The sequence below is a fragment of the Streptomyces sp. NBC_00038 genome, assembly GCF_026343635.1.
In the GTDB taxonomy this organism is placed as follows: domain Bacteria; phylum Actinomycetota; class Actinomycetes; order Streptomycetales; family Streptomycetaceae; genus Streptomyces.
Genome location: NZ_JAPELQ010000001.1, coordinates 1071478 through 1090803, shown reverse-complemented (window position 1 = coordinate 1090803; position 19326 = coordinate 1071478). Strand labels below are relative to the sequence as shown.

25 protein-coding genes are annotated in these 19326 nt (G+C 69.4%); 13 read left to right on the top strand and 12 right to left on the bottom strand.

The features are described 5' to 3' along the window. Positions 1-61: 61 nt before the first annotated feature. The 4 genes from OG219_RS05040 to OG219_RS05025 are packed head-to-tail and all read left to right on the top strand — an operon-like array spanning position 62 to position 1478. On the top strand, positions 62-394 hold the full coding sequence (locus OG219_RS05040) for a hypothetical protein (RefSeq protein WP_266823260.1): 333 nt from the start codon (positions 62-64) through the stop codon (positions 392-394). Continuing rightward, positions 391-837, top strand: a complete 447-nt coding sequence (locus tag OG219_RS05035) for a MerR family transcriptional regulator (RefSeq protein ID WP_266823258.1) — start codon at positions 391-393, stop codon at positions 835-837. The genes OG219_RS05040 and OG219_RS05035 overlap by 4 nt, the downstream gene beginning before the upstream one ends. Then, positions 818-1132 (top strand): hypothetical protein, encoded by a 315-nt coding sequence (locus OG219_RS05030; protein WP_266823256.1) that lies wholly within the window; start codon positions 818-820, stop codon positions 1130-1132. Before OG219_RS05035 ends, OG219_RS05030 begins: the two co-directional genes overlap by 20 nt. Positions 1133-1142: 10 nt before the next feature. Further along, complete coding sequence (locus OG219_RS05025) at positions 1143-1478, top strand: YnfA family protein (protein WP_266823254.1); 336 nt, start codon at positions 1143-1145, stop codon at positions 1476-1478. Between the two features lie 223 nt (positions 1479-1701). On the opposite strand, the gene OG219_RS05020 is transcribed toward OG219_RS05025, so the two are convergent. The 5 genes from OG219_RS05020 to OG219_RS05000 form a co-directional block, all read right to left on the bottom strand. Further along, entirely contained in the window at positions 1702-3123 is a 1422-nt protein-coding gene (locus tag OG219_RS05020; RefSeq protein WP_266823252.1) for a HAMP domain-containing sensor histidine kinase, read from the bottom strand. After that, positions 3120-3863: a response regulator transcription factor gene (locus OG219_RS05015; RefSeq protein WP_266836005.1), complete on the bottom strand. Its 744-nt coding sequence runs from the start codon at positions 3861-3863 to the stop codon at positions 3120-3122. The genes OG219_RS05020 and OG219_RS05015 overlap by 4 nt, the downstream gene beginning before the upstream one ends. 187 nt (positions 3864-4050) lie before the next feature. Next, on the bottom strand, positions 4051-4695 hold the full coding sequence (locus tag OG219_RS05010) for a hypothetical protein (RefSeq protein WP_266823250.1): 645 nt from the start codon (positions 4693-4695) through the stop codon (positions 4051-4053). A 29-nt stretch (positions 4696-4724) separates the two neighbouring features. After that, a complete protein-coding gene (locus tag OG219_RS05005) occupies positions 4725-5123 on the bottom strand; it encodes a PepSY domain-containing protein (RefSeq protein ID WP_266823248.1) in 399 nt (132 codons plus the stop codon). A gap of 607 nt (positions 5124-5730) precedes the next feature. After that, positions 5731-6054 carry a hypothetical protein gene (locus OG219_RS05000; protein WP_266823246.1) on the bottom strand — a complete coding sequence of 108 codons (324 nt, stop codon included), beginning with the start codon at positions 6052-6054 and terminating at the stop codon, positions 5731-5733. 69 nt (positions 6055-6123) lie between these two features. On the opposite strand from OG219_RS05000, the gene OG219_RS04995 reads away from it, so the two are divergent. Continuing rightward, entirely contained in the window at positions 6124-6798 is a 675-nt protein-coding gene (locus OG219_RS04995; RefSeq protein ID WP_266823244.1) for an NUDIX hydrolase, read from the top strand. Between the two features lie 54 nt (positions 6799-6852). On the opposite strand, the gene OG219_RS04990 is transcribed toward OG219_RS04995, so the two are convergent. The 6 genes from OG219_RS04990 to OG219_RS04965 all read right to left on the bottom strand — a co-directional run bounded on the left by OG219_RS04990 (position 6853) and on the right by OG219_RS04965 (position 10074). Next, positions 6853-7635 carry an aminotransferase class IV gene (locus OG219_RS04990; RefSeq protein ID WP_266823242.1) on the bottom strand — a complete coding sequence of 261 codons (783 nt, stop codon included), beginning with the start codon at positions 7633-7635 and terminating at the stop codon, positions 6853-6855. A 149-nt stretch (positions 7636-7784) separates the two neighbouring features. Next, complete coding sequence (locus tag OG219_RS04985) at positions 7785-8519, bottom strand: DUF6082 family protein (RefSeq protein WP_266823240.1); 735 nt, start codon at positions 8517-8519, stop codon at positions 7785-7787. Further along, positions 8516-8674, bottom strand: a complete 159-nt coding sequence (locus OG219_RS04980; protein ID WP_266823238.1) for a hypothetical protein — start codon at positions 8672-8674, stop codon at positions 8516-8518. Before OG219_RS04980 ends, OG219_RS04985 begins: the two co-directional genes overlap by 4 nt. Before the next feature lie 17 nt (positions 8675-8691). After that, complete coding sequence (locus OG219_RS04975; RefSeq protein WP_266823236.1) at positions 8692-9192, bottom strand: DUF6879 family protein; 501 nt, start codon at positions 9190-9192, stop codon at positions 8692-8694. Position 9193: 1 nt separating this feature from the next. Continuing rightward, entirely contained in the window at positions 9194-9388 is a 195-nt protein-coding gene (locus tag OG219_RS04970; protein ID WP_323183265.1) for a hypothetical protein, read from the bottom strand. Positions 9389-9633: 245 nt separating this feature from the next. Further along, on the bottom strand, positions 9634-10074 hold the full coding sequence (locus tag OG219_RS04965) for a pyridoxamine 5'-phosphate oxidase family protein (RefSeq protein ID WP_266823234.1): 441 nt from the start codon (positions 10072-10074) through the stop codon (positions 9634-9636). A 684-nt stretch (positions 10075-10758) separates the two neighbouring features. On the opposite strand from OG219_RS04965, the gene OG219_RS04960 reads away from it, so the two are divergent. The 3 genes from OG219_RS04960 to OG219_RS04950 are packed head-to-tail and all read left to right on the top strand — an operon-like array spanning position 10759 to position 13613. Further along, positions 10759-11289 (top strand): hypothetical protein, encoded by a 531-nt coding sequence (locus tag OG219_RS04960; RefSeq protein ID WP_266823232.1) that lies wholly within the window; start codon positions 10759-10761, stop codon positions 11287-11289. A 3-nt stretch (positions 11290-11292) separates the two neighbouring features. Next, positions 11293-12408: an MAB_1171c family putative transporter gene (locus tag OG219_RS04955; RefSeq protein WP_266823230.1), complete on the top strand. Its 1116-nt coding sequence runs from the start codon at positions 11293-11295 to the stop codon at positions 12406-12408. Between the two features lie 29 nt (positions 12409-12437). Beyond that, positions 12438-13613 (top strand): amidohydrolase family protein, encoded by a 1176-nt coding sequence (locus tag OG219_RS04950; protein WP_266823228.1) that lies wholly within the window; start codon positions 12438-12440, stop codon positions 13611-13613. 68 nt (positions 13614-13681) lie between these two features. On the opposite strand, the gene OG219_RS04945 is transcribed toward OG219_RS04950, so the two are convergent. Then, entirely contained in the window at positions 13682-14575 is an 894-nt protein-coding gene (locus tag OG219_RS04945) for a helix-turn-helix transcriptional regulator (RefSeq protein ID WP_266823226.1), read from the bottom strand. A 974-nt stretch (positions 14576-15549) separates the two neighbouring features. Between OG219_RS04945 and OG219_RS04940 the strand changes: the two genes are divergently transcribed. The 5 genes from OG219_RS04940 to OG219_RS04920 all read left to right on the top strand — a co-directional run bounded on the left by OG219_RS04940 (position 15550) and on the right by OG219_RS04920 (position 19264). Further along, on the top strand, positions 15550-15909 hold the full coding sequence (locus OG219_RS04940; RefSeq protein ID WP_266823225.1) for a hypothetical protein: 360 nt from the start codon (positions 15550-15552) through the stop codon (positions 15907-15909). A gap of 3 nt (positions 15910-15912) precedes the next feature. Further along, the gene (locus tag OG219_RS04935; RefSeq protein WP_266823223.1) at positions 15913-16854 is read left to right on the top strand and encodes a hypothetical protein; all 942 of its coding nucleotides are present in this window, start codon (positions 15913-15915) and stop codon (positions 16852-16854) included. Beyond that, positions 16854-17561, top strand: a complete 708-nt coding sequence (locus OG219_RS04930) for an ATP-binding protein (RefSeq protein ID WP_266823221.1) — start codon at positions 16854-16856, stop codon at positions 17559-17561. The genes OG219_RS04935 and OG219_RS04930 overlap by 1 nt, the downstream gene beginning before the upstream one ends. A gap of 90 nt (positions 17562-17651) precedes the next feature. Next, the gene (locus OG219_RS04925) at positions 17652-18245 is read left to right on the top strand and encodes a WhiB family transcriptional regulator (RefSeq protein WP_266823220.1); all 594 of its coding nucleotides are present in this window, start codon (positions 17652-17654) and stop codon (positions 18243-18245) included. Then, complete coding sequence (locus OG219_RS04920) at positions 18242-19264, top strand: DUF2637 domain-containing protein (RefSeq protein WP_266823219.1); 1023 nt, start codon at positions 18242-18244, stop codon at positions 19262-19264. Before OG219_RS04925 ends, OG219_RS04920 begins: the two co-directional genes overlap by 4 nt. The last annotated feature ends 62 nt before the right edge of the window (positions 19265-19326 follow it).

Below are 19326 nucleotides of genomic sequence, written 5' to 3'. Positions count from 1 at the left end.
GTACAGGTTTACCGTCGAAGGTGTCCCCGGCTGCGGGGATGTGATGACGGGAGTGAGCGCGATGACCGATCGTGCGTGGGTGCCGCGGTCCTGCACGCTTCCCACCAAGGAGCGGCCCCTGCGGGTCGCGGAGTGGGATGCGCTGTTCGCGGAGCAGCTGACCTCGCTGTCCCGGCCCGAGGCGCTGCGTCTGCGCCTTGACCTGGCCGGCGGTGGGGGCGTTGTCGAGCGGGTTCGTGACCTGGTGGAGCGGGAGGGCGGCTGCTGCTCGTTCTTCACCTTTGCGGTCACCCCCGGCGAGGACCTGGTCCACCTGGACATCTCGGTGGACCAGGCGCATGAGGAGGTCCTGGAGGCCATCGCCGTGCGGACTGGCGCCGGGGAGTCGCGGTGAGCGCGGGCCTTCGCAGCGGGCAGGTCGCCGAGGCGGCCGGCGTGAACGTCCAGACGCTGCGCTACTACGAGCGGCGCGGTCTGCTCGACGAGCCCGAGCGCAGCAACGGCGGGCACCGCCTGTACGGCGAGGAAGCGGTGACCGCGCTGCGGGTCATCAAGGCAGCTCAGCGCCTGGGCTTCACGTTGGACGAGGTCGCCGAGCTGCTGGAGGCCGGCCGCCACCGCCACGGCCGCCCCGTGGCCGGGCTGCAGGAGCGGGCGACGGCCAAGCTCGCCGAGGTCGACGCGAAGATCACGGACCTGACCACTATCCGCACCGCGCTGGCCGCGGCCGTGGAGGCGGGCTGCGACGACCTGACCGCCTGCGCCTCGATGGAATGCTGCCCCATCCCCTTCACCGATCTCGCCGAGGAGAACCGCCATGCCGGACCGTGCTGCTGAGCCGCGCCCCCACAAGGCGCCGAAGGCGCTCGCGGGCCTGGCCGCCCTGGCCTATGTGGCGTGCTGCGCGCTGCCCGTCCTGATCACCGCGGGCATCCTGGGCGCGGGGGCCGGGGCTGTTGTGGGCTGGCTGCCCGCCCTCGCCGTCCTCCTGGCGGTGCTCGCCGGTGGGACCTGGTGGCTGGGGCAACGCCGTCGCTCCTGCTCCTGCGCTCCGAAAACCGCAGGTGAGGATGGGTGCTCCTGCCAGGCATCCGCTGATCCCGTGAAGATCACGAATGTGGGTCGCCGATAGGGTCACCCGCATGGTTGTCGCTCGTTCCGTTGCCCTGTTCGTCGTCGCCGCCCTCTTCGAGATCGGCGGCGCCTGGTTGGTCTGGCAGGGCATCCGTGAGCACAAGGGCTGGATCTGGATCGGCGCCGGCGTCATCGCCCTCGGCCTCTACGGCGTGGTCGCCACCTGGCAGCACGACGACAACTTCGGCCGCATCCTCGCCGCCTACGGCGGGATCTTCGTCGCCGGTTCGATCGCCTGGGGCATGGTCGCCGACGGCTACCGCCCCGACCGCTGGGATGTCATCGGCGCCCTGGTCTGCCTCGCGGGCATGACCGTGATCATGTACGCACCGCGCGGGAACTGACCTTGCAACGGCCGCCCACGCCAGCCAAGTAGAACGCTGAGAGTGGCCAACTGCGGCGACCACACCCGTCGGTCCCGCAGCCACCTGACACGGCGTCGGCGCACGCATCTCGACGTGCGGACGGCTTGTAGCGTCGTCGGTGGCGGGATGGGAGCCATCGGCGTGAGCACAGCACCGATCCGCTGTCTCATGCGAGCGACTCTCATGCCAGTGACCGGACTGCTCATCGCGCGGTGGCTGCTGCCCGCGCGGATCGAGGAAATCCGTTCGCGGGGCGGCGCCGTCCGCTGGCTGCGGGGCGTAGTCGGACGCGGGCGTCGAGCCCGCCGCCGGGCGTGGGGTGCAGGGTGATCTCGCCGCCGGAGGCGTTGACGAGATGGCGGACGATGGGCAGGCCGAGGCCGGTGCCGTCGTGGTGGGAGTCGGAGGCGCGCCAGAACCGGTCGAAGGCCCGCTCCCGGTCGGCCGGCGGCATGCCGGGACCCTGGTCGATGACGTGGAGTTCTGCGCCTTGGGCTCGGGTGAGGGTGAGGGTGGTGCCGGGCGGGGAGACGCGCAGCGCGTTGGCGACCAGGTTGTCGATGATCTGCTCCAGTGCCCCGGAGATCGCCCAGACCCGGCCGGCCGTGGTTCCGGTGACGGCGAGGGTGACGTGTTGTTCGGCGGCGAGCGGCTCCCACATCGCGGCGCGCTCGGCCAAGACGGCGTCCAGGTCGGTGGGTTCCGGTGTGGTGGCGGTGTTCTCCAGGCGGGCCAGGGCGAGCAGCCCGTGGACCATGCGGGCGAGCCGTTCGACCTCGTCGATGGTTTCGTCGAGGCTGGCGTGGGCGCGCGCATCGAGGTAGGGCTCGAAGTTCTCCAGCCGCAGCCGCAGCGCGGTCAGCGGGGTTTTGAGCTGGTGAGAGGCTTCGGCGGCGAACGCCTGCTGGGCGTCGAGCAGTTGCTGCAGACGGGTGGCGGTGTGAGTGAACGAGGCCGCGAGATCGCGTAGTTCGGGCGGGCCGCTGCTGGCGTCGGGCGGGGTGGTCAGGCGGCCGTCGGCGAGCTGGGCGGTGGCGCGCCGCAGCGTGCGCAGCGGGCGGGTGATCCAGCGGGCGAGGGTGAAGGCGACCAGGGCGACCGCGGCCAGGACGCAGGCTCCGATCAGGGCGAGGGCGAGCCAGATCCGGTGCACCCGGTCGGTGACCATCGTCATCGGATACGTCAGCCGCAGGGCGCCGCGGATCGTGGTGCCGGACGAGCCCGGCTGGGTGGCGTACAGGATCTGGCTGCCGTCCGCGCCGGCACCAGTGCCGGTGGTGGGCTGGTTGTGCAACGCGGTGGCGATGTCCGGCTGGAGAGACAGGTTCGTGCCGGTGCGCACGGCAGATCCGGATGCGGCCAGGACGATCCCGTTACGGTCGACCACGACCGCCTGACTGCCGGTGCGGGAGGTGTAGTCGCCGATCACCGTGGGCAGTTCGGCGAGGTTGCCCTCCTCGATGTTCTCCTCGGTGACCTCGGCGAGCATCGCCGCATCCCGCTCGACAGTCTGGGCGAAGCGGCCGGTCTCGCCGCGGGCGTAGAGGTAGCCGAGCGGGATCTCCAGGCCGGCCAGGACCAGCAGGGCCAGGCCGAGGTAGCTGAGCAGCAGTCGTCGGGTCATCGCGGGCCCTCCGGCGGGCCGGTCCCGTCGGCCCGGGCTTCGGGGATGGTGAGGCGGAAGCCGACACCCCGTGCGGTGGTGATCCAGGCCGGGTCGCCGAGTTTGCGGCGCAGGGCGGCGACGTGGGCGTCGAGGGTTTTGGTGGGGCCGAAGAAGTGCGGGTCCCACACCGCGTCCATGATCTGCTGGCGGGAGTGCACGGCGCCGGGATCCTGGGCGAGATAGGCGAGCAGGTCGAACTCCCGCGGGGACAGGGCGACGTCGCGGCCGTCGAGGCGGACCTGGCGCGTGCGGCGGTCGAGGTGCAGGGAACCGAGCTGCTGCGGTACGGCTGCCGCGGGCGCGGCGGGTATCGCGTCCGGTCCCGGCGCCACGGCCGGCAGGGCGCCGGTGCGGCGGGTGACCGCACGGATACGGGCCACCAGCTCCCGTACGCCGAAGGGTTTGGCGAGGTAGTCGTCCGCGCCGAGTTCCAGGCCCACCACGCGGTCGGCTTCGTCGCCCCGGGCGGTGATCATGATGATCGGGATGGGTGAGCGGGCGCGCAGGCTGCGGCACACGTCCAGGCCGTCCATGTCCGGCAGCCCGAGGTCGAGCAGGACCAGATCGGGAGCGTCGGCGGCGTCCGCCAGTCCGGCGGCGCCGGTGCGCACCCGCTCCACCGTGTAGCCGTAGCGGCTCAGCCCCTCCGTGAGTGGCTGGGCGATCCGGTCGTCGTCTTCGATCAACAGCAGCCGCATGGCGCCAGGCTCGCACAGCTGTGCCACGAGAGTTGGGGTGTTCACGAGATGCCGCCTGGGACCTGGGAGAACGGATGATGCCACTGCCATGGGCGGTGTAGTGGGGCAGCCGCCCAGCCGGTCAACGCGGGAGGAAGGACCGGCCGGGCGGCGGGAGCGGGACGGCGGCGCGGGACACCGTGGGGAGTCAGTCGGCGTCGGCGCGGTCGCCGTCCTCGCGTCCGTGATCCTCCCGGCCGTCCCCTCCGCCCTCGTCGTCGCGCCGCTCACCCGTGCCCGGCGGCAGGCCGGTCGGGAGTGCAGAGGCGGTCGGTGCTGCACCGGCTCCGCTTCCCGCAGGGGGCGGGGCGGATGCCGTGGCCTCCGAGGGCGGCGACGGCGCGGCGGGTGACTTCGGCGCGGAGACCTGCGCGGTACCGTCGGCGCCGCCGGGAACCGGGTTGGAGGAGACCGTGTCGCTGACCACCGACAGCGCCAGGCCGAAGCCGCCCATGACCACCAGGGCGGCGGCGGCCGACAGGGCCGGCCTGCGCCGCACGGCCAACTGCTGCCACCGGCCCGCCGATCGCGCGCCGACCGGGCCCGCGCGCCGCTGTCCCCCGTCCGCACTGTCCGACTCCGTGGCCGGGTTGTCGTCCTGCCCCGGGCCGGGTGGTGGTACGCCCACTGCCCAGGACTGCGAGGGTGCGGGAGAGGGGTAGTCGAAGGAGTCCTCCGCGTAGCGGGCTCCGTATCCTGCCTCCGACGGGCCGAGGCCCTCGGTGTCCAGCACCGCCGTGGCGTCGGTTGCCGGCTCCCGGGCCGGTGCGGGGTGTGCGGGGTCAGTGGGCATGGCGCTCCTCCCTGCGGGCCGACCGGGGATCAGCTGCCGGCCTCGTCGGCCTCCTCGTCCTTGGTCTTGACGACCTTGTACGTTGCGGGGTCGAGGTAGACCTCGACCTCACTGCCGTCCGCCTTCTTGATCTCCACCGCGTACATCCCGGGGTTCTCCGCGTCCTCCTCGGACTTGACCACCGTGCCGGGATAGGCCGCCAGCGCCGCAGCCTCGGCCTTCTCCTTCGCCTCACCGGTCAGCGGCGTCTCCACCGCATCGCCGCCTTCCGCTTCCGCGGCTTCGTCCTCGGCGGGAGCGGCAGCCTGCGTATCGCTCGCACCGGCGGCGGAATCACCGGAGTCGGAACCGCCGCCACAAGCGACGAGCGCGAACATCAGCACTGCGGAGGGAACGGCGGCCAGGGCACGACGGGGCATTGCACGCATCAGGTGTCTCCAGAGCGGTAGGGGTGCGGAAGTCCAGAGGCCGGGCTTCCGGGGGAACGTCACCGACCCTAGAAACGCGCCTTGTAGAGCAAGCCCAGGGAAGTGACAGCAGCAGACCAGCAAACGACCAATCTTTCGCCACCACCGCTGTCACTGCACCGCGACGGCATGGCCTGTCGGCCGGAGCCCGACGGGGGGCTTCCAGATCTCCGTCATGCCCGCCGGGTCGGCCGACCTGTCAGCGGGAGAACAGGGCCGGTTGATCCGGGAGAGGAGTCAACGCCTTCGCGCGCTGGGCAGCACGGAATGGACACAGCTCAGGGCCGTGGCATCTAGGCCGCCCCGGTGCGGGTGGGCGCTGGAATGCCAGGGTCCGCGGAGTTGCTTCGACGGGCCTGTTCGGCGTCGCGCCGGGCGAGTTGTCCTGGGCTCCGGCAAGGCTGACTTCGCGTCCTTCCATCTAGCCGAGCCCGCCCTCCAGTTCGTCCTTGGTGATACGGGCCACAAGGTTGTCGCGGAGTATCCGAACTCAGGCCGGCCGTAGAAGCCTGTTGATCGGTACAGGTCGGCCGCTGACGACTTCCGCGTGACGTCGCGCAGGAAGGTGTCAGGTGGTCGGCGGCAGGACGGGCGGGAGGGCCGCGCCGGCAATGCCTGCCAGGCTGTCCAGGACGGGCAGGAGTGTGACGAGTCGGGCGGCGGGAGAGCTATCCCACTGTGCGACGGTGTCCCGAACCTGCTGGACCAGCTCAGGTTCGATGCGACACAAAGCCTGCAGTTCCGAGAACCACACCGCTACCGGCACCACGATCGCACCGGCAGGATCCACGACCCGGTACGGCTCGTACGGGTTTCCGGTCTCTTCTAGACAGCCGGTCTCCGGCAGCACAAAGCTCGTCAGATGACGCGGCTGACTCTGTGCGTCAACCATGACTGGAAGCTAGCAGACACGGCTTCTGAACTGGGCAGATATCGCTGCTAGTTCAGTCAACAGGACTCGGTGCGCGTTCTTGCCGTACATCGCGGGCGGGTAGCGATGGTCACGCAGCACCACTATCTCCATGACGCGGAGATCACGGACCTGCCCGGGGGCCTGGTCGACGAGCGCGAGAAGCCAGCGGACGCCGCGTGCCGCGAACTGGCCGAGGAGACCGGACTGCGGGCGATGTGGCTGTACCCGCTGGGCACCGTGGCCACCGCGCGTGCCGTGAGCACCGAGACGGTCCATCTCTTCCTCGCCCACGGCTGCATCCCGGGCGCCGCGTCTTTGGACGCCGGCGAGGCGGTGCGTACGGGGTGGCGGCGGTGGCACGAAGTCGACGAAGGCAACATCAGGGCCGTACAGGCCGCGATGCCTCCGGCGCTCGCCGACGCCGCCTCCCTCGCGGCAGTGCATCGTGCCGGTGCCCTCTTGCGCGCGGTCGGCGGCGCCTTCCCGGATGCCGACGCCGACCTCCCGAAAGCCGCGTGGGCGGCGTACACCGTTGCCGGTGCGCGCGATCCCCTGATGGATGAGCGGCTCAGCCTGGTGTGGCTGGACGTCGCGATCGGGCGGTACGCGGAAGGCGCCGCCATCCTCTCCGAGTTGGAGTCGGCGTACGAGGGTGCGGATGGCGAGGGCGCGTGGATGCGGGCCGCCGACCGGTATGCCGCTCTTGCTCAATCACCAGCTTGAGCAGGAGAACAAAGCCCAACGGCTCGTCCGCCGCAACGACCGACACGTCAGTCGTCACAACTCCTGTGCGGGGATGCTCGTCCAGCAGGAGCGAAGTGATTCCTCCAACTTGGCGTTCTGGGTGAAGAGTTGGTCGTCGATGGCAGTGATCGAGCGAATGCCGGCGATGGCGTTGGTCGCGAAGGCGTGCGGGAAGTTGTGTATGTCGCCACGGCGTACAGGGGCTGACTCGACGGCGTAGCCGTAATCCGGCAGGGCGTTCCGCAGGAGGTGCATGGTCACTCCGGGCAGAACGTCGGCCTGCGGCCACTGGATCGTGCCGTCATTGCCAGAGAACGCGATGTTCCAGGTCGCTCCCTCGCTCACATGGTCGTGGGCATCGAGAAAGAGCACGTCGTCGAAACCGCGGGCCTGCGCGGTGCGCCGGTGGTAGAGCTGTGCGAACAGACCTGTGTGCTTGACCTCGGGGACATCGCGGACGAAGGCCGTGGTGGCGACCCGCATTGGGTCAGGAGGCGCAGTCGGGGCCGGGCGCGTGGTGATCAGAACGTCGGGCGGGCCGCCTGTTGGCCTGGCCATGTTGAAATCGCGCTGGAACAGGGTGATCCGAGCGGAGACCGGACCAGCGGTGTCCGCCGTCGTTTCGCGCAGCCAGCGCCGCACCTGCTGTTCGTCGACCTGGGCCCCGAACAGGGTGTCGGCGTCGTGCTGCAGTCGATGCAGGTGGAGGTCGAGACCCTGGACACGACCTGCGACGACGACGAGCGAGGTGAATGAGCCGTATCCGCACAACGCCAGGGCCGCCAAGTCCTCAACTGTGGCGGGCTTGCCGTTCACGCGCACGATTCCCCCGGCTGGTTGGGTGACGAATCTCGTGGAGGTTACCGCCTACCCCGGCGCTCCATCGCCGTGGGCCAGCTCCGGCGAGCAGGCAGATTCGAGCGTCGGATACCCCATTCCGCATGTCCGCCTGATATCCGACGAGTTCAGGACTGGTCTTGATCAGCCGCACGCGGAGGCACGACTCCAGGCACTCCAAGATCGGGCAACGCCGGCTCCATGCGTGGCGGCGTATCGAGCGCCGCCAAGTACCGGGCCTCGATGATCTGGTTGAAGTGCTTCATCCGCCGTGTGGACGCGGTCGAGATACGCGCCTCACGGGTGCGTGCCCAGAACGAGCGGCCGATCTCGCCGGCGAAGATCTCGTCGCACATGGACGCCAACCAGTGCTCCGTCAGGTCCCCGAGCTCGAACCACATCTCCCAGTGCGACACCACCAGGTTGACGTACATGTGTTGCCGTCGGAGCAGAACCGTCCGGGACGCGTCGGGGCCGCCCCAGCAGTCGAGATACTCGGGGTTCTCCATAGCCAGCCTGGTGAACTCCATGTGCATGGTGCGGGTGTTCTGTATCCGGGCAGCCTTCGCCTCGCGGGCCTGGAGTACCAGTGAGGCCGCCACGCCGACGACGGCCAGGCCGGACAGAAGCGCGGACACGGCACCGTATGCCTGGGCGATATCGCCGATCCGCTCCCAGTCCTCTCCGCTGCCGTCCAGTGCCGGAAGAGCGAGGGGGGACACGACGACGAGGCCCATAGAGCAGACGACGGCGAGCACGGACAGCGCCAGCGTCGCCGCACGCGAGCGATACCAGGGACGTCCGTGAATGCTGCGAGTGGGGCGAGAGGCGGTCGCGGGAACGGGCTCCGGAGGCGGTGTCATGCCGACGCCTCCGTGCAACGGGCACGCAGCAGCGGGCCGGTGACCCGTTCATGGAATGACGAGAAGTCCTCGCCCGTGCCGTACAGCTGCTCGAAGTCCGCGCGGCAGGCCTCAATCAACCGAGCGTCGTCATGCCGATACGCGCCGGCCAGCACGCCGTCCGGTCCGTACCTCAGCTCATAGAGGCGGATGTTCCCGAGAATGACAAGTTCGGAAAACCATCGGGGGGGGGTGCCTGGAAGCCGGGTCGGCCCTGGCCGACCACGACCCGGATCCGCTCGCCCCGACGCACCCGCTCGTCAAGCACGGCCATCTCCCACACGAGGTAGTCCGACGGCGGCAGTTCGACATAGCGAGCCCGGCGCAGCACCAGGCCACGGGACTCGGCGTCGTCGAACTGGCGCTTGATCGCGGGCCGCGCCTCTTGGAGAAGGTCGACGGACTCCTGCCAGGCACCTCGGTCGAACGCCTCCCACGACGAGAAGCCCGGTTCCTGGAAGTGCTGCCCGCACTCCAACTTGTCGAACGTCGTCACCTCGGGCCGGGCGTAGTCCTCCCGAAACGCCTGAAGGTACTCGTTGACGGGAAGGAACGGGCCCCGCGCCTCGGAGGGCGACGCGACGAGCGCGCTGATGGTGGCCGCGCTGAAGCCCGGTGTCCCAGCTCCGCTCATATCAGGCATCCGGCATGTCCGGCTTCGCAGCGACGAGCAGGCTCCTCGGAATGATCACGAGACGCTCGTCGGCACCGACGGAGACTCCCTCGGGAAGACGCTCGGCCACGAGCGCGGTCACGTCGCGACCGATCACGGCGACGTCACCGTTGTCCATCTCCCAGATGTCCGGGCAGCTCTCCGAGCCGCTCGTCAATCCCAACTCCTGTGGAGACCGGCCCAGTCGACGCATGAAACCGGCGTCGGCATCCGCTTCCCACGGGCGATCTATCGCCATCTCCCCAACCCCAAGCCGTAGCCGAGCGCCTACACCACGTGAAGATCAATCCGAGGCTAACAAGCAGGCAGGGCGCCCGCAATGAAACCCGAGAGGTCGCCACTGACCCCACCGGTGACATCGGCGTAGATGTCAGGTTCTGCCCCTCCTCTGGCCCATGGGTGTTAGGCCGCGGCGCTCCCGGTCTTCGGCCGGGCGGCGCTCACCTGACCCATGGCCCGGTCGATCGTGATCTCGATGACCACTCGCTCCGGATCCGGAGCCGGCGTCCTCCCGTACCGCTCCGCGTAGCGGGCCACGGCGTTGTCGACCGCCGCCGCGTCGGTCAGCACGTCGGCGGTGCCTTCCAGTGTGGCCCAGCGGCCTCCATCGACCTGGCAGACGACCGCGTGGGCTTCGCCAGGGCGGGACGCCTGGATGTTCGCGACCTTCTTGCTTGATTTGCGGGTGATAACTCGCGCGACTCCCGCGTCGGCGTCGAGGGTTACGCCGACGGGCACTACATGAGGGCTTCCGTCCGGGCGAAGGGTGGTCAGTGTGCACAAGTGGTACTCGCTCCAGAACGCTGAGTGCTCAGAGTTCTGGCTGAATATGTCGCTAGGCATGGCCAGGAGCGTAACGCGAAGTAGCACACAGATTGGCGCGGGAGTGACCACTTACACACGCCTTCTCGTGCTCTGGCGCGGTAGGGATTTGCGATTTAAGTTGCTCAATGTCCAAATTATGGATCCGCTAAATATCTCAAAGAGATAACGGAAGTGTTCACTGGCTGCGCGGTGGTGACCAATATGAGCGCAAGCGAATCAGCAGTTCAGAGGCATGATCGAAATCGGGAATGGTCGATTTATTGGCCTTTGTTGAGGGTGGCGACCTCCTGCCGGTGGACCTTGAGTCGTAGCTTTTCAGCCTTGATCTCATGTGGACCTCACGTAAGGTCCGAGACTGTTCCCGCAGGAGCTTCGGTCGGACGGTTAATCGTTCGCTCTCGTGATTTAGCGAGCCCGAAGAGGCCTCTTGCGTGTCCTCGCGGCTCGATCGCTGAGACCGGCGAGCGCCCTTCGGCCGGTGCTGGTCTCGGCGCCTGCTAGCGCCGCTCGGGGACCGAACCTCGTTGAACCGTGGTGGCTGGCGCGCGGCTCCGAGCAAGAGCTCCGATCGGCCGGTACGAAGGGATTGCTCAGGTGTCTTCAGGAGAGAGTCGCGGGGGCGCTCCGGAATCCGCGGTGCCCGCGCAGGAGAGGGCGAGCCGTCGGAGGTTGGGGCGTTGGCGTACGGCTGAGAGACGGACCGTGGAGCGCGACCTCCACCGTCGGCTGCGGCATGAGCTGCGCGGCCTCGGCATAGACCCGCCCCTGGACGTGGAGGATTTGGCCAGGGCGCTGAGCGAGAGGCTCGGACGCCCGATCGTTCTGCGCCCCTTCCCGTTGGAGAAGCCGGGCCCGTCGGGGTTGTGTGTCGACACGCCGCAGATGTACGTGGTCCTGTACCAGCAGGAGACGACGCGGACGCATCAGCGGCAGATCATCCTCCACGAGATCTTCCACATCCTCGTCTCCGAGTGGGAGGGAGACCAGGCGGAGGAGTCTCCGGACGACTTCGTCGAAGGTTGGGCGACCCTCATCCCCGTGTTGGATCCCAAGCTGATCAGGCGGGTCGCCCGCCGGTGCTCCTACGAGGACGCGGAGGAGTGCCAGGTCGAACTCGCGGCCACGATCGTCTTGGAGTGGGACTCGGTGGTGGGCGAGCTCCCGCCGCTGTCGGAGGATCCGGAAGTGCGTCGGGTTCAGTCCGCCTTGGGCGACCGGCGAGGGTGGCTGTAGTCCGTGAGTGAACTACTCCTGCTGATCATCGCGGGTGCCGTGGTGTGGAGGCTCTACCTGTGGTCTCGAGCCCCGCATGACGCTCCCACGAGGTCGGTCGCCCTCTGTCTGCTGAGTGCGGGGCTGTCGTATCCCGTGGCCATGCCGGGCGGCACGACCGGCATCGACACCGTGGCCGGGCACGGCACGGCGAAGCTGGTCCAGAACATCCTCCTGCTGCTGACCGTCTACTTCCTGATGTGCTTCTACCTGTACTCGGTCGACGGGCCGACGGCTCGGCGTCGCGCCCGGAGGGAAGCCGTCGTCGTGTCCGCGGTCGCGGTGGCGATCAGCCTGGCGGCGTTGACCGTGCCCCACGAGGAGTTCGCCGGTTCGTTCAGCACGGCGGACATGACGATTCCGCAGATCGCCTTCTTCTACGCCGGCGCGGGCTCGTACCTGATGTACGCGCTCGGCGCCGCCGGGCGCTGGACCGCCCGCTATGCCCGCATGTCACGCCGCCCGCACGCCACCGGGTTGTGGATGACCGCGATCGGTCTCGGCGCGATGGCGGCGGCCTGCGCCGTCCGCGCGGTCTTCGTCGCCGTGCGGGGGAGCGGCGGTACCGTTCCGAACCGGCTCATGGCCGGCGTGGCGTTCTTGCTGGTGGTGTCGATCCTGCTCTTCGTCGCGGGCGTCACCTATTCGGCGGCCCGCTCCAGGATCACGGCAACGCGGCTGTGGCTGCGGCGCCGCCGGGACCACCGTCGGCTGACCCCGCTGTGGCAACTGCTGACCGAGGTTTACCCGGAGAACGAGTTGCGCCCAGCCTCCCGAGGCCTGTGGGACAGGTGGCGGGCGCGTGGCGTGCACCGCCGCTACCACCGACGGATAGTTGAATGCCGGGACGGGCTGGTCGACATCAGCCCCTATCTGGTGGACGAGGGCGGCGCCCCCGACCTGCTCCGCTTGGAGCCGGCGGAACTGGCGGGCCGACTGCGGCGTGCCGCAGTCACGATCCGGCAGGGCTCTCCGGCGCCGGGTCAGGCAGCGCCGCTCGCGGTGCCGACGGTGGATGACCGGGACGCGGACGTGCGTCAGCTGATCGCGGTGTCGGAAGCGCTCCGGCTGACCGCGTGACCGTGGAAGAACGAGGGAGACGTAACGAGATGCTGATCACCGCAGGCCGGGTTCTGACCGGCTCCGGGACGTACCTGGAGGACGGCGCCGTCCTCGTCGAGGACGACTCGATCGTCGCGGTCGGGCCGCGCACACAACTGACTGACCGCGTCGGCGCAGACGGCAGGCACCTGGCGTTTCCCGACGCGACGGTGGTGCCCGGGCTGATCGACGCCCACGTGCATCTCGCCTTCGACGGCGGCGGTGACCCAGTGGCCACCCTTGACGAGTCGAGCGACGAGACGCTGCTGGAGGACATGCGTCGGCGCGCGGAGCAGCTCCTGCGCAGCGGGGTCACGACGGTCCGGGACCTGGGAGACCGCCACGGCCTGGCGCTCCGCCTGGACGAGGAGATCGGCCGGGGCGGCACTTCCGGCCCGCGCATCGTGTCCGCCGGCACACCGGCCACCCCTCCTGGAGGCCACTGCCACTTCCTGGGCGGTGAGGTCTCCGGCGTGGAGCAGGTCCGTGACCTCGTACGACGCAACCTCGCGGCGGGCGCCGGTGTTATCAAGGCCATGGTGACCGGAGGCGGCCTGACCAAGGATGGGCCGAAGAGCTGGCAGAGCCAGTTCACCCCGGATGAGTTGCGGGCCCTGGTGGACGAGGCCCACGAGGTCGGCGTTCCGGTGGCCGCGCACGCACATGGTACGGACGGTATCGCCGCGGCCGTGGAGGCCGGCGTGGACACGATCGAGCACTGCACCTGGATGACGAGCGACGGCTTCGAACTCCGCGAGGACGTCCTGAAGAAGATCGTCGACGACGGCATCGCGGTCTGCCCGGCCGTGAGCCCCCACTGGCAGATGCTCCCGCGCTTCTTCGGCGAGGAGCGAGCGGCGGCCATGTTCGATCTTGTCCGGCAGATGGCGGAGGCCGGCGCCAAGCTCATCGCCGGAACCGACGCGGGAGTCCAGCGCGCGGGGTTCGACGGGCTGGTACCGGCCCTGTCGTTCTACGCGAACCTGGGCCTGCCGACCAGCAAGATCCTCGACATGGCGACAGCCGACGCGGCAGACGCGCTGGGACTGGGCGAGACGGCGGGCCGGATCGCTCCTGGATTCCGAGCGGACCTGTTGGTGATCGAAGGGGACCCACTAGAAGACCTCGACGCGCTGCGAGCGATCAGTGCTGTGATCGCCACAGGACGACATTACGAGCTGTAGAGATCAGACCCCGCACGACAGCTGACGCGCGTCCTGCCCGGGCCTTCGGGCTGGGCCTCGGGCAGGCGCTACTCGTCTGCTTTCGGCTCTTGCTCTTCCAGCTCCGTGACCAGGTTGTTGACGAAGTCCATGACGTTTGTCGGCAGGCCCTGAGGGCCCATCCCGCGCCCCTTGATCCGGCCAACGGTCCCCTTCCTGGAGGCGGACAGGAGTTGGAGACCTTCGTAGACCTGACGCGCCACGGCATCATCCGGCTGGAAGTACATGGGTGATACGCCGAGGAATGCCGCCAGACCTTCAAGGACGACGGGCGATGACGTTTCCACGGCGCCGGTGCGCAGGTCCAGGACCCCCGCTGCGGAGATGACTCGGGCGCCGGCGTGCGCGTTGATCGCGTCGGCGATCTCCGCGTCCGCCGGCGGACCCTGCTCTCCGGGATACGAGCGCTCCAGGATCAGGGTGATCTTCTCCGCCAGAGTGCCAGGTGGTCCCGCGGAGCCCGGAGTGGACGTAATGGCCTCAGCCTCGGCTTCACCACCCTGCGCCTTGGCGATCGATCGGTCCTCCGCCCGCCGCAGCTCCTCCCCGCTCACCCCGTAGGCCGCTGCCAAGGCAGGGACGTACTTGTCCTTGAGTCGCCGCTCCCCACGCTCCGCTCCCGCCACGGGGCCAGCGCTCTTGGTCCCGATCAGCTTCGCCGTCTCGTACTGGTAGTAACCGGCGTCGCATCGCAGGTCGGTCAGGTCGGGGAGCCCCGTGCGAGGGAATAGGTCGTCCAGGTCCCGCTTTAGTGCCTTCGCCAGTGCGGGCAGCTTTTCCGGGTCGGGGGTGGCCAACCCGGTCTCCCAGCCGGCGACCGTCGAGTCCGCCACGCCGACGGTCGTCGCCACGTCGGCCTGCGCAACCTCGGCGGCGCGCCGCACGGCGCGCACGCGGCCTCTGTCGAAGTGACGGGCGGACATCGAACCTCGTTTTTCTGCAAACCGAAGTAACATCGGTGAGTTGATTTTTTGCGCGAGTGGGGATAGCTTCAGCTTAGCGAAATACGGGAAGCGTCGCACGTGCGCTCGGCCTTCGCCTTCCGGTGTTCGGGAGCGCTGAGGCCGAGCAAGTCGATCCGGGAGGGTTCTGTGTCGTCCTGTGCGCAGGGCGCTTCCAAGACGTAATCGGTGCCGGCGGCGGAGTATTCCTCGGGCGTCAAGCGACATGTGTTCCCGCCTTTCGGCAGGGAACCGAGTTCACATCACTGCTATCCGCGCCCTTGTGCGGTACTTGCGGGGTAGCTGTCACGTGAGGAGTTTCGTATGTCTCTGCTTCGAACGACGGCCTGCGGTATGGCCGTTCGGGCAGGGCTTGCGATCGGTGCGGAGGCATCAGCTCGTATTGATGTGCCGTTAGGTGTGCGGGCGCGGGCATTCCCGAGTCGCACACCGGCTGGGCGCTAGCTCGCCCGTGCCGGGGGCGCTCGGCCGCTGACGAGCCAAGCAGTTGGGGGCGTGTAGTTCAGTGCCGCTGCCGACAGGACTGCTGGCCAGGTGACACGCGCCCCAACACCCCAGAACGGCTTGGTAGTCGCTGGGTAAGCGCTGCCCGTACGCGGAATGGGGACGCATCGGCCCGGCCGTGTATGTCGAGTTGGCGTCGGATCGGCCCACAGTCCGCAATCCGCTGGAGTGTTGGAAGCGGTGTGCATATGTTGCTGGTCCGCCGGCGAAACCGCCGAATCAGCACCCGCTCAAGGGAGGAAATCAGAGAGCCACAACAGGCGCCAAGTCCGCGTTTTTCAGAGGGAAATGAGACCGGCGTCCAGAAGTTAGCAGCTTCCGGACGCCGGGACCGCCACCCTGAAGGGCGCGGATTCATAACCGGGGCGAGTCGGCTGACCTTTTCGACGAGAACGGCCGCCCCACCCCACCTACGAGTGAGGAATTCTCGCATGCCCGCATCCCGGAGCGGAAGGGCGCTCGCCGCCCAGCCCGCCAAGGCCGTTGCACCCACTGACGGTATCCGCCAGCACCGCCTGGCTGCCCTCCTGGCGGACATGGTGCCCGGTGCCCGCACCATCCGTGTCTCGCAGCACCAGCCCAGCCAGACCTGGCCGAGCCCCTACACCCGTGCGTACGACGAGCGGGGGCAGCCCATACGTCTCAACCGGACCCAGTGCGTGGCCGCCGCCCGCTGGGTGATCCGAGCCTTCTCCGAGGCGAACTGGGACGAGGCGCACGACCTCGACCTGAACACCGGGACCCTGCAATCCGCTGCCGGGGCCTGCGCCCCATCGGACGGGGGCCGCTGACCCGTGGCCCGGATCCGAACGATCAAGCCCGAGGCCTTCGCGTCCGAGTCGCTCGCCGCCGTCTCCCTCGCCGCAGAGCGGACCTTCTTCGGTCTCCTCACCCAGGCCGACGACCACGGCCGCTTCCGCGACCAGCCCGCCGTCGTCACCGGACTGCTGTGGTCGCTGCGCCCGGAGCACGGCCCCGTGGACGTCGAGGACGACCTGGCTCAGCTCGCCACCGCCCACCTGATCTGCCGCTACGAGGGCGATGACGGCAAGCGGTACTTGCACATCGTCACCTGGCGCCAACACCAGAAGATCAACCGGCCCAGCGGCGTCCGCTTCCCCGCCTGCCCCGACCACGACGTCGAGCAGCTCAGCCAGGGCGCACCACAACCTCACGGAGACGTCATGGAGTCCTCCCTGAAGGCTCACGGAGGACTCAGTGAGGGCTCACGCACCGCGCAGGAACTCTCCGAGCATCGGAAAACAGCAGCTCAGAGCACACTCCACGAGTCCTCACGGAGCCGTCATGGAGGACTCAGTGAGCCCTCCATGAGTCCTCACGGTCCGGATCTAGGACCTAGGAACTTGGATCTAGGAACTACTTCTCCTTCGGGGAGCGCAGGCGCCCCCGCACCGGAGACCGTCTCGACCCAGCAGCTCATGGCCGAGTACGCCGCTGCCTGCGCCCACCGTCCGCCCAGCGGCGTGCTCGGTCACCTCGGACGGGAGACCGCCAAGCTCCTCGCCGAGGGCATCGATCCCGCTCACATCCGCGCAGGGCTGGCCCGCCACCGGACCAAGGGACTGCACCCGAGCACCCTGCCGAGCCTGGTCCACGAGGCCATGAACGCCACCTCCGCCGGTTTGGTGCGGACGGAATCGCGGCCTAACGTGCCCGGTCACCGGGCCTGGGCCAATCCTGCCGACCCCGCCACCGCCTACGCCGAGGAGCTGTGATGCGCGACCACGACGCCCAGCCCATCGGCGGCATCGCCCGCCGCCTGGCCAACATCCTCACCTCCCGGGGCATCGACCCGGCCGCCCCGATCACCGACCCGGTCGAGCCCATCCCCGCCCTCCAGGCGGCCCAGGCCCGCATCCCGGCCCGCTACCAGACCGCCGTCGCCGACCACCCGGCGGTCGCCGCCTGGGTCCGCGAGGTCGCCGAGGCCGGCCGTCCCGGACCCGAGGGAGCCCCGGGCATCGCCCAGGGACGCTCGCTGCTGATCGTCGGCACCACCGGCACCGGCAAGACCCACCAGGCGTACGGCGCGATTCGGTCTCTCCTCATCGCCGGAGTCCGGCTGCGCTGGAAGGCGACCACGGCCGCCGACCTGTACGCGGAACTGCGGCCCCGCCCCGGGCACGACGGTGAGCGGGAGCTGATGGACCTCGCCCGCTGCCCGCTGCTGATCATCGACGACCTCGGCGCGGCCAAGAACAGCGAGTGGACCGAGGAGATCACGATGCGGCTGATCAACCGCCGCTACAACGAGATGCTCCCGACGCTGATCACCACCAACCTCGGCATGGCCGACCTGCGTCAGCACATCGGCGACCGGGTCGCCTCCCGGCTGACCGAGATGAGCGACAAGGTCATCCTCGACGGTCCCGACCGCAGACGAGCCCTTGCAGCCGATCGTCGCCGCATCCCTGCCGCCTGATCCCTGCCGCGACCGCTTCCGCCTCCTTCACGCACCAACCCCCAGGTCGCGTATGCCTAAAACGCGCCCGGGGCGACCGGAGACACCCACATGCACAGCACCGAGAACCAGATGCCGCGCACCCTCGGCGACCTCACCTGGCACGAGAGCGCCGCCTGCCGCTCGACGCCCCACCATCAGGTCGACCCGGACATCTTCTTCCCCGAGCCGGACGAGATGGACCGCATCCGCGCCGCCAAGGCCCTGTGCGCCCAGTGCCCCGTCCGCACCACCTGCCTCGACGCCGCCCTCGAAAACGGCGACCGCGACGGCATCCGGGGCGGCATGACCGAGGAGGAACGCGACCTGCTGCACCGCAAGTTCCAGAGCCGCTTCGACTACACCCGCGTGAACGCAGTACTGGCCGGTCGCGACATCCACCTCACCCAGGCCGAGCGCGAGGCGGTCGTCCGCGCCGCCTACCAGGCCGAGGTGCCGGCCGAGCGGCTCGCCTGGCTGCTCAAGGTCACCGAGGAGCACGCTGAGAAGCTCTACCGCCGCACCCGCCGGGAGATCCGCAACCGGGCCGTCGACCAGCAGAAGAAGGCGAACAAGGGGAAGAAGAAGCCCAAGAGCTCTACCGAGGCGGTCAAGGCACCCGCAGCGGAGACACCAGCGCGCAACGACCTCGGGACGGCCGCGTGAGCCACAGCGCGCCCATACCGGCGCGGATCACCGGCTGGGACCGAGCCGCGATCGTCGCCCTCGGCGGCGCCGGGTGCGCGCTCTCGTACGACGCCCTGCAGCAGATGGCCAGCGCCATCCACGTCCGCGGCCCCCTCACGTTCGTCTTCCCCTTGGTGATCGACGGCTTCATCGCCTACGGGGTACGCGCCCTCCTGGTCCTGCGCACCGCGTCCTTCGCCGCCCGCCTGTACGTGTGGATGCTGTTCGGCACGGCGACGGCCGCGAGTATCTGGGCCAACGCCCTGCACGCCGTACGCCTCAACCAGCAGCGTCCCGAAGACGGCGGACTACGGCTCGGCGACGTCACCGTCGGCGCCCTGTCCACCATCGCCCCGCTCGCCCTGGCCGGAGCCGTCCACCTGTACATCCTCATCGCCCGGCGGGTCACGGAACCCGGTCACCACGGACACCCGGACAACTTCGGTGTCCGCACTGACCGAATCGCCGCTGACCGGCCGGAGACCCCGCTCGCGGCGGACGGACACCGGCCGATCCCGGTCACCTCCGGCCACTCGGCCGCGCTGTCCAGTGCGGAGAGCGGACGCCCGGCGGTCACCTCCGGCCCGGACGTACCGCGAGCGGCTGACCGGGAGGAGCCATCCGGACACCCGGAGAGCGCCCCGGAGCCCGAGCCCGCGCGCGGCGGAGACGCCGCTGAACTGGGCGGACACCCGGCCAGCAGACCTTCCCCGATCACCCGCCTGCGGCTGGCCGCACCCTCGGTCACCGAACCGGAGACCGGCCCGGACACCGCCTCGGAGACCTCGGACAACGGCCGTCCGGACACCACCCTGTCGGCGGACACTCTCCTGCCGATCGCCCGGCAGGCGGTCACCGACGCGGGCAAGGTCACCCGCGAGGTCGTCGCGGACGCCATCCGCGGACAGGGCAAAACGCTGGCCAACGACCGGCTGACCGCCCTGATGCGACAACTCCGCGCCGAGACCGGCCAGGACTCGGCCACCAAGACCGGCTGACCGAACGGCCCGGACAGGCGGGCGGCCAACGGCGACAGCCGGGCCGCCCGCCCGCACCCCAC

What these genes read in the sequence shown, in the direction of transcription:
- OG219_RS05040 (WP_266823260.1), top strand. Translation starts at nt 62, where the DNA reads ATGACCGATCGTGCGTGGGTGCCGCGGTCCTGCACGCTTCCCACCAAG.
- OG219_RS05030 (WP_266823256.1), top strand. Translation starts at nt 818, where the DNA reads ATGCCGGACCGTGCTGCTGAGCCGCGCCCCCACAAGGCGCCGAAGGCG.
- OG219_RS05025 (WP_266823254.1), top strand. Translation starts at nt 1,143, where the DNA reads ATGGTTGTCGCTCGTTCCGTTGCCCTGTTCGTCGTCGCCGCCCTCTTC.
- OG219_RS05020 (WP_266823252.1), bottom strand. Translation starts at nt 3,123, where the DNA reads ATGACCCGACGACTGCTGCTCAGCTACCTCGGCCTGGCCCTGCTGGTC.
- OG219_RS05015 (WP_266836005.1), bottom strand. Translation starts at nt 3,863, where the DNA reads ATGCGGCTGCTGTTGATCGAAGACGACGACCGGATCGCCCAGCCACTC.
- OG219_RS05010 (WP_266823250.1), bottom strand. Translation starts at nt 4,695, where the DNA reads ATGCCCACTGACCCCGCACACCCCGCACCGGCCCGGGAGCCGGCAACC.
- OG219_RS05005 (WP_266823248.1), bottom strand. Translation starts at nt 5,123, where the DNA reads ATGCGTGCAATGCCCCGTCGTGCCCTGGCCGCCGTTCCCTCCGCAGTG.
- OG219_RS05000 (WP_266823246.1), bottom strand. Translation starts at nt 6,054, where the DNA reads ATGGTTGACGCACAGAGTCAGCCGCGTCATCTGACGAGCTTTGTGCTG.
- OG219_RS04985 (WP_266823240.1), bottom strand. Translation starts at nt 8,519, where the DNA reads ATGACACCGCCTCCGGAGCCCGTTCCCGCGACCGCCTCTCGCCCCACT.
- OG219_RS04975 (WP_266823236.1), bottom strand. Translation starts at nt 9,192, where the DNA reads ATGAGCGGAGCTGGGACACCGGGCTTCAGCGCGGCCACCATCAGCGCG.
- OG219_RS04965 (WP_266823234.1), bottom strand. Translation starts at nt 10,074, where the DNA reads ATGCCTAGCGACATATTCAGCCAGAACTCTGAGCACTCAGCGTTCTGG.
- OG219_RS04950 (WP_266823228.1), top strand. Translation starts at nt 12,438, where the DNA reads ATGCTGATCACCGCAGGCCGGGTTCTGACCGGCTCCGGGACGTACCTG.
- OG219_RS04945 (WP_266823226.1), bottom strand. Translation starts at nt 14,575, where the DNA reads ATGTCCGCCCGTCACTTCGACAGAGGCCGCGTGCGCGCCGTGCGGCGC.
- OG219_RS04940 (WP_266823225.1), top strand. Translation starts at nt 15,550, where the DNA reads ATGCCCGCATCCCGGAGCGGAAGGGCGCTCGCCGCCCAGCCCGCCAAG.
- OG219_RS04930 (WP_266823221.1), top strand. Translation starts at nt 16,854, where the DNA reads ATGCGCGACCACGACGCCCAGCCCATCGGCGGCATCGCCCGCCGCCTG.
- OG219_RS04925 (WP_266823220.1), top strand. Translation starts at nt 17,652, where the DNA reads ATGCACAGCACCGAGAACCAGATGCCGCGCACCCTCGGCGACCTCACC.